Source organism: Novosphingobium panipatense, assembly GCF_900182875.1.
Lineage (GTDB): Bacteria > Pseudomonadota > Alphaproteobacteria > Sphingomonadales > Sphingomonadaceae > Novosphingobium > Novosphingobium panipatense.
Genome location: NZ_FXUI01000031.1, coordinates 1 through 9,831 on the forward strand (window position 1 = coordinate 1; position 9,831 = coordinate 9,831).

The window sequence follows — 9,831 nt, forward strand, 5'->3', positions numbered from 1 at the left end:
ACCAGCAGCCCAAGCCCTTCACCTGGGCCGCCGATCCCGACAAAATCATCGCCGCCGTCAAGCGCGGGCACCAAGCGTTAGATTCCATCCACTAGCGCTTCACTTTTGCCGCAGTAAGAGGGCGCGGTCAGAGACCATGCCTTCTGGTCGATCCGGCTGCACGCACCTAGCGCCGTTTGATCCGGCCATCAGAAATGGCTCCGGAGACGATCAGCGGTGGCGGCCGCTGCACGAAATGCATAACCTTACCGTAGCGGCGCTTCGTCGGCGCAGGCGGCAATGAGTGTCGGAGTAACGAATGGCAGGACAGACATGGGACCGGGTTCCGATCGACGCGCAAAGCATTGAGGCTCCCCTCTCGAGTTCCGCGGTTTTTCTGGTGCTCTGCGTCGCTGATGGCCCCTCCCCTCTCAGCACCGTTCGATCGGTCCTCGACGGGCTTGACGACCTCATCAAGACAGTTGGCTTCCGTGACCTTGGAGCGAAGCTTTCGTGCATCGTCGGGATCGGCGCGAACCTGTGGGACCGTCTCGATCCGTTGAAAAGGCCTGCAGAATTGAAACCGTTCGCGTCGATCACCGGCACCGCGCACAATGCGCCGTCCACGCCCGGAGACATGCTGTTTCACATCCGCGCCGAACGCGCCGATTTCTGTTTCGAACTCGAGAAGCTGTTGCTGACCACGCTCGGCGATGCTGTCCGCGTCGTCGACGAGGTTTCAGGTTTTCGCTACTTCGATGCCCGTGACCTTCTCGGCTTCGTGGACGGTACCGCGAACCCGGCGGGCCGCGATATCCCGACCTCGGCGCTTGTCGGCGATGAGGACGGCGATTTTGCCGGCGGCAGCTACGTCGTGGTGCAGAAATACCTTCACGACCTGGCGGCTTGGAATGCCGTGGATACGGCAAAACAGGAAGCGATCATAGGTCGCACCAAGGTCGATAATATCGAGATCGACGACGACGCAGCCCCGCGAAAATCCCACAAGTCGCTGGCGACGATTGTCGATGCCGATGGGACCGAGCATGATATCCTGCGGGACAACATGCCCTTCGGCAGCCCCGGCCGCAGCGAGTACGGAACCTATTTTATTGGATATTCCCGCCATCTGTGGGTCGTTGAGAGGATGCTGCAGCGCATGTTCGTCGGCGAGCCTGCCGGCGCCTACGATCGCCTGCTTGATTTTTCCACCGCCCATACCGGCACCACGTTCTTCGCACCATCGCGGGCCACGATGGCTAAGCTGGCCCAGGAGCCAAGCTGAAGGCCTACGCCGTATCTATTCCTGTGCCTGCCGGGTTCTGATTTGACGCATTATTATTCTGGGCGGACGGAGTTTTTAACCAATCGGCTCTATCATAGGCCGGAAATGGCGATGATGGGCCCTCGACATTGTGGCCCGCACCAGAGTTGAACTGGCGCCTCGCCTCCACGGCGGGCACTATGTCCGACATGCAAAGAAAATAAGTGGTGAGGTCAGGTGTGACGCATGGAGAGACTTACCCCTAGCGGCTGGGTGGCCGAAGGCCTGTATTTTCTGCCGCGCAGGCTTGCCTGCTTCGCCATCGTCGTCATCATCTCGGGCATAGCCGGGGCTGACTTCAGTTTTCCCTATGTCGGGATGGGACCGTTCTACCTCCTCCTCATCTGCGGGGCAGCCTGGTCTCTGGGCGGTACAGCCAGCTTCATCATCGCTATCGTTGTGGCGGTTCTTACAACCATGCCGGCGGTCTCCCAGGAGGCGGAACTGAGCTCGGGCATATTGGCCGTGAAGCTATGCATCCGGCTGGTCTGCTTCGGGACCGTTGCGATCGTGATCAGCAGTTTCCGTCGCTCCTTCCAACGGGAACGCTATCGCGCCCGTCGGGATACGATGACGGGGGCGCTCAACCATCAGGTCTTTTATTGCCGCGCCGGCAAGAGGATCGAGGCGGCAGGTCGCAGCAACGCCACCCTCCTGCTCGTCATGCTGGACCTGGACGATTTCAAGGCGATCAACAGCACACACGGACACGGCGCCGGCGACGCCGTGCTGCGCACCTTCGCCGACAGCCTGTCCGCGATCGTGCGCCGCGAGGACCTTGTGGGGCGGTTGGGCGGCGATGAGTTCGGTCTCCTTCTGCACGTGCCGTCCATAGCCGAAGGACAAGGCTTCGCGCTCAGCATTCACTCGCGGTTGTTGAGCCTGCTTACGCAGGGGCAGTATCCGCTGACCTGCAGCATGGGCGCCCTCCTCATCCCACCTATGGTATCTCGCAATCTCGCCGAATTGATGCATGCGGCCGACCTCGCGATGTACAGGGCCAAACATGCCGGTAAGAACAGTGTGCAAATCGCGCGCGCCGATCAGGCGATGCCGGACCATGCCTCTTTCGGGTCACGGGCGCCGTCCCGACATCGGATGGTGTGAAGCCTTAACGTGGCGCAGCAAGAACCGAGTGCAATACCGTGGTGATTGATCTCGACTCAATCTGCCATCCATTTGCAATGACGATCGGCCACCTGACCGGCCAGTTCTGCTGAGGCTAATACCGATGAGCGCAGGGTTTGACTCACGGTTGGGATTCCCAAGTTGCTGATTTTCTGATTCACCGGAGCGAGCACGAGGAGGCTTGCGATGGCGGCAGCGATAGGTGTTCGATCAGATTTCAATTCGGCAGATTTACGCCGGTTCTCGAGACGATGTGATGATCCCGATCAGGTTCGGCGCGTGCTAGCTCTGGCGGTGATCCTGGACGGCGGGAGCCGAAGTGATGCGGCCAAGATGGCCGGGGTGACGTTGCAGATCGTGAGGGACTGGGTGCTGCGGTTCAACGAAGCCGGCCCCGAAGGGCTGGCAACACGCAAGGCGCCGGGCCCGGCCTCAATCCTGAACGACGAGCAGCGAGCCCGTCTCGCGCAGCAGGTTGAGGCTGGACCGATCCCTGCGGCTCATGGTGTGGTGCGCTGGCGGCTTGTTGATCTGGCGCAATGGATTTGGGACGAGTTCGGCTTGTCGGTCACGCGCTTCACGTTGGGACGGGAGTTGCGGGCGATGGGCTATCGCAAGCTCACCGCTCGGCCCCGCCATCATGGCCAGAAGTCCGATGATATCGCCGATTTTAAAAAACATTCGCAGCCCGCCTGGCGAAAATCAGAAGGGCCCTTCCCAAAGGCACGCCGATAGAGCTGTGGTGGCAAGATGAGGCTCGGATCGGCCAGCAGACCAAGCTCACGCGTCGATGGGCAAGGCGGGGAACCCGGCCATCTGCGCCCAAGGACCAGCGCCGGGCTTCCGCCTGGATCTTTGGCGCGATCTGTCCTGCCGAGGGCAAAGGTGCCGGCATCGTCATGCCCCGTTGCAACAGTGAGGCCATGAGCATGCATCTCGAAGAGATCGCTTTCCACGTTGCGCCGGGAGCGCATGCCGTTCTACTGCTCGATCAAGCCGGATGGCATGGCTCAGCGGAACTGGTCGTGCCCGACAACATCACCCTCTTGCCGCTCCCACCCAGATGTCCCGAGTTGAATCCCGTCGAAAACGTCTGGCAGTTTATGCGCGACAACTGGCTGTCGAACCGCATCTTCTCATCCTACGACGACATCGTCGATCACTGCTGCTTCGCCTGGAACAAGCTCGTCGATCAGCCTTGGCGCATCATGTCCATTGGTCTCCGCCAATGGGCGCATAGGTTCTGATCAATGCACAGTGGTATAACAGGATGTTATTCTCGAAAATGAAATCGAGACTACGTCGATCCAGGTTGGTGGAGCTGACCAGCCCGAACGATCCGTAAACCACAAGCATCTTGGCATGAAGCAGGTCGCCCCAAAACTCGAATGGCAATTATCTCGAGCCGAACAGCCAATGCGATGCTCACCGGGCATTTTCCGGCCCACGGAGCTTAAGCATGAACGGCGCTCTTCCAGAAAGATGGAGATCGCGGAAATTTGCGGATTTGCTCATACGTAGTCATCGACATTTGCTGTCTGCCAACTGGCGCGGTTCGATCCCCGCTGTGGCCGGGTAACAGCTGGGAAACGGAAGCCCACTATCCGCACCGGATTTAAAGCGCGACAAGATCGACCTTGTCATTTTATGAGATGCTCACATCCTGTTCTATCTCAATACCGGCGGCGACGGCTGCTTCAACCCAGAGATCCTGCTCGACATCGCCGGCATCGATGGTAACCACGAGAGCATAGCGCATAGAGCCATTGTTACGGCTACGATCCTTGCTCATCTTCCACCAGCCGCCAACTGGGAAGATTGCGATGGCGTTGCGGTCCGCAAGGTCGGCGGCATTGCATCGCCATTCGTCGACGTGAAGCGAACCAGCCGAAATAGATCGTTCGCCCAGCAAGCGGCCCTGGTCTGCAAACACCCCGGGCAAATCACCTTCGTCCTCCTCGAGCGATGCCAGCGCATTGACCCTAGCCTCAAACCGGTCTTGAGGCTCATTCCTGCGGCGCAGATCGAAGCGAAGCCCTGCGGACCGGTATCGCGCCGGCGACAGCGGAGCATCCGCGCTGGGATTGGGTTCGATGAAGTAGGAGAGCGACACCCGTAAGCGCACCTCATGCTCACCCAGATCAAGAAGCGTGTCTCTGGGCCAGGGAAGTGAGAAGAAATGCGCCTGATGGAGCTTTGTGCCTCCCTTGGTTCGGTGAAATGGCTGAATTTCCTGCTGGGCTACCAGCGCAAGGGAATTTGAGGCTGAGCGCAAGGCCCGATCGAGAGAGGGAACACCGTACCCGAAACGACGCAGCATCAGCAGGCGTTCGGCCTTCTGGCCCGTCGCAAGCAACGCCGTCTCCATCGGCGGCGTCCAGCGGGCGCTGTGGGTCAGCAGCGCGCGCACGGTTTCCGGCCAGAGCGAGCGATCATCAGCGAGAAGCGCGGTAGCCATTCCGCTTAGCTGCGCCGTCGCCGCACTCGTTGCCCACGACAACGTCAGAGGATGAACCAACGGATCGCGACTTGTCGTGAGCAGGGATAGCGAATCCATCCCGCTCACCAGTGAAGAATCTGCGCTATCGATGCCTTTGTTACCCGCTTCCAGCACCAGTTCCGGCTTGATCGGCGCAACCCCCCGGTACCAACTCGCCGAGACCCGGCTGTAAGGACTGAGCGTGCCGATCGCAGCGGCACAGACCCAATGTTCATAGCCTTGGTCCGTGATGGGGCCCTTGAGGGTATAGCCGCCCACAGACAGGACATTCCAAGCGTGAGCCGGGTCCTCAATCTCATAGCTGTCCCAGTCCTCAAGATCGCCATGCTGCAATCCATCGGGAAGGTTACCCGCTGACACGCAGATCAGCCGCTGGCGCAAATCGTCGATCTCGCCGCCCCCGAAAGCCATGGTATCGAGCGTTGCGCTCCAGCTGGTGGCGCGCGGGCCGTGGACGTCCGCTTGGGTCACGGCCATGCAGAAGATGCGGTCGCGGTCGGGGCGCGATATTTCAGGCCGCGATATCGCCTGCTGCGTTACCAAGCCGTAGCTTTGCGGCTGCGTCGCAGGAAAGCCCTGCGGCGGCAGCAGCTTTACCGCCTCACCGACGAACGTGATCGCAAGAGGATCGGTCGATGCCAACGTGGCGGATAGATCCCCGAAGAAAGCGAGGCCCGACATCTCGCTGCCATGCCCGTGATCGTCGTCGGTACCCCAAGCTGGATTGACACTGTGGAGATCGTCAGCGGAAAAAACGGGAGCCAGGAGCGCATGGGCCCGATTGACGCCTGTATCGAGTAGACAGACAGCGATCCCGTCAGCATTCTCGCTCGGTACCAACCGCTGGACGGTCGCATCGATCCAACCATTTTGATCATCGCGCCCTTCCCCGCTCGTGAAGAAACTGGCGTCGTCTCGGCCGAGGCGAATTTCCGCGACAGCATCCGTGCTGGCGACGATCCTCGCCAGCATCTGTCGATCGGCATAGATGAAGACAACCTCCCGTTCGGCAAAGCGCAGCCTGTCTTCTCCGACGAGCACATCTACAGCCGCGGCCTTCGCATCTAAATTGGCGATCCGATCAGGCCAACACTAGCATTCCCACCACGTTGGTGCGCCTTCGGCAGGCATCGGTCGTGCATCGACCCATAGCGATTCCAGTCGTGCGAGACGGAAGTGCTCGATTGACGCGAAACGCGCCTCGTGCGAGGGTCGGCCCGATTTTCCGCGCTTGGACTGATATTCGTCGATCTTCATATCGAGGAATTCCTGCTGGGCGTCGGGAACGAAGATCGTACCGATCGTTGCCCCCTCGTCCGACCTGGCGACGCTTGCCAGCCTGATTCCCTTGCTCGTCCAGTTCAGGTCCGGAAGCGGTTGCTCCGGTAGCGTCTCGAACTCGATATATCGGCCAGGTTCGCCCACAACCTGGGCGTCCCGCAGCGACAGTATGCCCTCGGCGCCGGCCCATGCCTGCGCGAGGTCACGCTTCAGGCTTTCGGCATGGCGTTCGGTCTCTCTCCCCAGATCGCGCCCGGGAACCATGCGGTTCGGGCGTTTGTAGGGCTTGAGATCGACAAAGTGATCGATGCGTAGATGCTGTCGCCTATAACCGCTCGGCATAATCCCCCATCTGCCGCAAAAATCTTATCTGTCGTTGAAAATGTCGGCGACCGCTTCTCTCATCGCGCGCCTGGCGTTGAGGGCCGCCAAAATCTCATCGGTAGCAACCGTCTTGCGACCGGCAAGGATCGCCTCCTTCGTTGCCTCATCTGCGACGCGTGCCAGTTCGGCCTGGCTGAGCCCCTCGGTCAAGGGGAGAATCTTTTCCCAACCCAGCGAGCGGCCGGCCATCCGGCCCAGCCGATGGCGCATCATCGCCTTGATGCCTGACGCATCCGGCAAGCCATACTCTATGATCTCATCGAACCGGCGCACAAGCGCCCTGTCCAGAAGTTCGGGATGGTTCGTCGCAGCGACGACCACGCTGTCGGTTGCATTGGCTTCCTCGAGAAACTGGAGGAATGAATTGAGAACTCGACGCATTTCGCCAACCTCGTTGGCAGCACCACGCTTTCCCCCGATCGCGTCGAATTCATCGAAGAGATAGACGCCGCGCATTTGGGCAATCTGATTGAAGATGAGCCGCAGCTTACCGGCGCTCTCCCCTAGAAAACGGGTAATTACACCTTCAAGGCGAACGGTGAACAGGGGCAAGTGCAATTCGCCCGCCAGAGCGCTCGCGGTTAAGGTCTTGCCCGATCCGGGTGGGCCAACCAACAAGAGTTTTGAGCTCGGATGCTGTCCGAACTCGCGCAAACGCTCGCGATTTTGCTGCTGTACCACCAAGCGGCTCAGTCGAGCTCGGATCGCCTCGGTCAGCGTCATATCCGCAAGGCGGGTGTCGCTGTGCGACACATGCACCAACTCTTCAAGTTCGCCGCGTGGTTTGGCTAACGGCGTTGCGATGGCGAGTTGGGGCCGTAAGGAGGAAGTGCCCCCCCCGCACTGGTCCGCGCCGTATCGACTAGCTTTCGCAACGTTTCGGCTGTCTTGACGTGCCCTTGGCGTGCCTCGGCGGCCGCGATCTGCAGCGCGACCGTATAAACCCGCTCGTCATTCCCTTCGACGTGCCCGGCGAGAAGAGCGATCACCTGCTTTGCGCCAGCCATAACTCCTCCTTTCTCCGATCAGCCGATAGCTACTCACACCCCATAGCAGAACAATGGCTCGGCAACAGGTCGATCTTATCGCGTGGACAGTCGAGCGCAGCAAAAAAGATGACGCGCTTAGCCAAGGGGCCACGGGCCTATGTCGCCTGCGGTTAAATCAACCTGATAAAAGCCATTCCCATCGTCTGCAGCGCATTTTTTAGCCCGATTCATCCGGGACAGGATTGCCAGCCTCCACTCGCCAACACCCTCGTCGGCATTGTGGAATAACAGGCAGCTGGCGAAACATATGGTCGCGTGCAGCGGCACAACAATTGAAGCACACTCGGAATCGATAGGAAGCAAGCCTTGGCCATCACGCCGCGCAGTTTGGCCGGTGACAAAGATCATGTTAATTTCTTCACGAGGAGAACGATATGACCCGCGTCGCCCTTTATGCCCGCTATTCCGACGACAAGCAGAGTGCCGCCTCGATTGAGGATCAGTTCCTTATATGTCGGGAGCAGGCAAAGCGTGAAGGCTGGCACATCGTAGGGAACTACAAGGACGCAGCGATCTCGGGTGCCAGCGTTATCCTGCGCCCCGGCATTCAGGCTCTCGTCCAGGACGCACAGATGGGCCGCTTCGATGTTCTGCTCGCGGAGGCATTGGATCGCGTGTCCCGCGATCAGGCCGACGTTGCAACGCTCTACAAGCACCTGCAATTCGCTGGCGTGAAGATCGTCACGCTGGCTGAGGGCGAAGTGTCCGAGCTACATGTCGGCCTTAAGGGCACCATGAATGCCCTGTTCCTCAAGGACCTTGCGAAGAAGACTCATCGTGGCCTGCGCGGACGCGTCGAGAAAGGCAAGTCTGGCGGCGGCCTGTGTTATGGCTATGACGTTGTTCGTCGCTTCTCCAGCGAAGGCGAGGCAGTCCATGGCGAGCGCAGCATCAATTCCGTCGAAGCCGAGGTGGTGCGTCAGGTCTTTCGGCAGTTCGCCAACGGACTTAGCCCTCAGGCGATTGCGCGCCGCTTGAATGAAGCGGGCATACCCGCTCCGACCGGCACACTTTGGACATCGACGACGATCCGGGGCCACGCAAAACGTGGAACCGGTCTGCTTAACAATGAGCTCTATATCGGAAAGCTGGTCTGGAACCGGCTTCGCTATCTCAAGAATCCGCAGACCGGCAAGCGTGTGTCACGGATCAATCCGCAATCGGAATGGATCGTCACCGACGTCCCCGATCTACGGATCGTCGATGAGGAACTGTGGCAGGCAGCCAAGGCAAGACAGGAAGATATAGCGGTCCAATATGCCGGCGTCATCGAAGCGACGCGCGCAGCACACAATAAGCTGAACCGCACCCGTCGCCCCAGGAGCCTGCTCTCAGGCCTCGTTTACTGCGGATGCTGCGGCGGGTCTTATACCCTTCGCGGGCAGGGGCGGTTTGCATGTTCGAACCATATCGACACGAGAAACTGTTCGAATGGTCATAGCATTTCTCGTGAGAAACTCGAGGCACGGGTTCTCGATGGCCTCCGCGATCGAATGATGAGTCCCGAAGTTGCCGCCAGGGCCATTCGCACCTGCGTAGAGGAGACCAATCGCCTGAACCGCGAGCGCCGGGCAACCGACACGGCAGATCGCGCTGAACTCGACAAGGTCCTGAAAGCGATCAAGGGCGTTCTGGACATCGTGGAGGAAGGCAAGGGAACACGCACCCTCGTCGACCGCCTCCTCGATCTGGAAGCACAGGAGGACGCCATCCGCGCCCGTCTCGCTGCCGCCCCGGCTGATGTTCCGGATATCCATCCCAACATCGCCGAGATCTATCGCGGCAAGGTCGAGCGGCTAGCAGACGCGCTGGTCTGTCCCGAGGAACGCGAAGAGGCAGCCGACGCCCTGCGCGGGCTCATCGAGCGCGTCGTCCTGACGCCGGGCACCAGGCGCGGCGAAGTCAACGCCATGCTGCATGGCGAGTTCGGTACCATCCTGGATTGGCTTGAGCGGCAGCAATCCGCCAAAAACGACACCACCCCCGGCGCTGGTGCGCCAGGGGTGTCCGGTATGTCGGTATCGGTGGTTGCGGGAGGGCGATCTAACAGAGACCGACAAACCAGTGAAAAATCTGGTTTGTCGGTATCGGTGGTTGCGGGGGCAGGATTTGAACCTGCGACCTTCAGGTTATGAGCCTGACGAGCTACCGGGCTGCTCCACCCCGCGTCACCGATTGTGTGCGTT

The 9,831-nt window shown here is 60.1% G+C and carries 10 protein-coding genes, 1 tRNA gene and 1 pseudogene; 4 read left to right on the forward strand and 8 right to left on the reverse strand.

Annotated elements, in window-relative coordinates; genetic code table 11:
• Positions 1 to 298 precede the first annotated feature (298 nt).
• From QOL62_RS19175 to QOL62_RS19185, 3 genes are all read left to right on the forward strand, one after another.
• Positions 299 to 1,264 (forward strand): Dyp-type peroxidase, encoded by a 966-nt coding sequence (locus tag QOL62_RS19175; RefSeq protein WP_029547512.1) that lies wholly within the window; start codon positions 299 to 301, stop codon positions 1,262 to 1,264.
• 225 nt (positions 1,265 to 1,489) lie between these two features.
• Complete coding sequence (locus QOL62_RS19180) at positions 1,490 to 2,410, forward strand: GGDEF domain-containing protein (RefSeq protein WP_283407258.1); 921 nt, start codon at positions 1,490 to 1,492, stop codon at positions 2,408 to 2,410.
• 207 nt (positions 2,411 to 2,617) lie between these two features.
• Positions 2,618 to 3,678 (forward strand): IS630 family transposase gene (locus QOL62_RS19185; RefSeq protein ID WP_143840503.1). Its coding sequence is split into 2 segments (ribosomal slippage): positions 2,618 to 3,110 and positions 3,110 to 3,678, totalling 1,062 coding nucleotides; the frame shifts between segments, so codons are not numbered across the junction.
• On the opposite strand, the gene QOL62_RS19985 is transcribed toward QOL62_RS19185, so the two are convergent.
• The 5 genes from QOL62_RS19985 to QOL62_RS19205 form a co-directional block, all read right to left on the reverse strand.
• Positions 3,638 to 3,787, reverse strand: coding sequence for a hypothetical protein (locus tag QOL62_RS19985; protein ID WP_143840507.1), 150 nt, complete (start codon positions 3,785 to 3,787; stop codon positions 3,638 to 3,640). The two genes, QOL62_RS19185 and QOL62_RS19985, sit on opposite strands and share 41 nt — an antisense overlap.
• A 289-nt stretch (positions 3,788 to 4,076) precedes the next feature.
• Complete coding sequence (locus tag QOL62_RS19190) at positions 4,077 to 5,903, reverse strand: S8 family peptidase (protein ID WP_283407259.1); 1,827 nt, start codon at positions 5,901 to 5,903, stop codon at positions 4,077 to 4,079.
• A 120-nt stretch (positions 5,904 to 6,023) separates the two neighbouring features.
• Positions 6,024 to 6,554, reverse strand: a complete 531-nt coding sequence (locus QOL62_RS19195; protein WP_283407260.1) for a hypothetical protein — start codon at positions 6,552 to 6,554, stop codon at positions 6,024 to 6,026.
• 24 nt (positions 6,555 to 6,578) lie between these two features.
• Positions 6,579 to 7,349, reverse strand: a complete 771-nt coding sequence (locus QOL62_RS19200) for an AAA family ATPase (RefSeq protein ID WP_283407261.1) — start codon at positions 7,347 to 7,349, stop codon at positions 6,579 to 6,581.
• A gap of 35 nt (positions 7,350 to 7,384) precedes the next feature.
• Positions 7,385 to 7,603 (reverse strand): hypothetical protein, encoded by a 219-nt coding sequence (locus tag QOL62_RS19205; RefSeq protein WP_283407262.1) that lies wholly within the window; start codon positions 7,601 to 7,603, stop codon positions 7,385 to 7,387.
• Between the two features lie 416 nt (positions 7,604 to 8,019).
• Between QOL62_RS19205 and QOL62_RS19210 the strand changes: the two are divergent.
• Positions 8,020 to 9,072 (forward strand): annotated as a pseudogene (locus QOL62_RS19210) (recombinase family protein); the annotation flags it as partial.
• On the opposite strand, the gene QOL62_RS19215 reads toward QOL62_RS19210, so the two are convergent.
• The 3 genes from QOL62_RS19215 to QOL62_RS19225 form a co-directional block, all read right to left on the reverse strand.
• Positions 8,977 to 9,402 carry a hypothetical protein gene (locus QOL62_RS19215; protein ID WP_240511552.1) on the reverse strand — a complete coding sequence of 142 codons (426 nt, stop codon included), beginning with the start codon at positions 9,400 to 9,402 and terminating at the stop codon, positions 8,977 to 8,979. The pseudogene QOL62_RS19210 and the gene QOL62_RS19215 overlap by 96 nt on opposite strands.
• Before the next feature lie 39 nt (positions 9,403 to 9,441).
• Positions 9,442 to 9,564, reverse strand: coding sequence for a hypothetical protein (locus tag QOL62_RS19220; protein WP_276207871.1), 123 nt, complete (start codon positions 9,562 to 9,564; stop codon positions 9,442 to 9,444).
• 172 nt (positions 9,565 to 9,736) lie between these two features.
• Positions 9,737 to 9,813: transfer RNA gene (locus QOL62_RS19225), tRNA-Met, on the reverse strand.
• Positions 9,814 to 9,831: the final 18 nt, after the last annotated feature.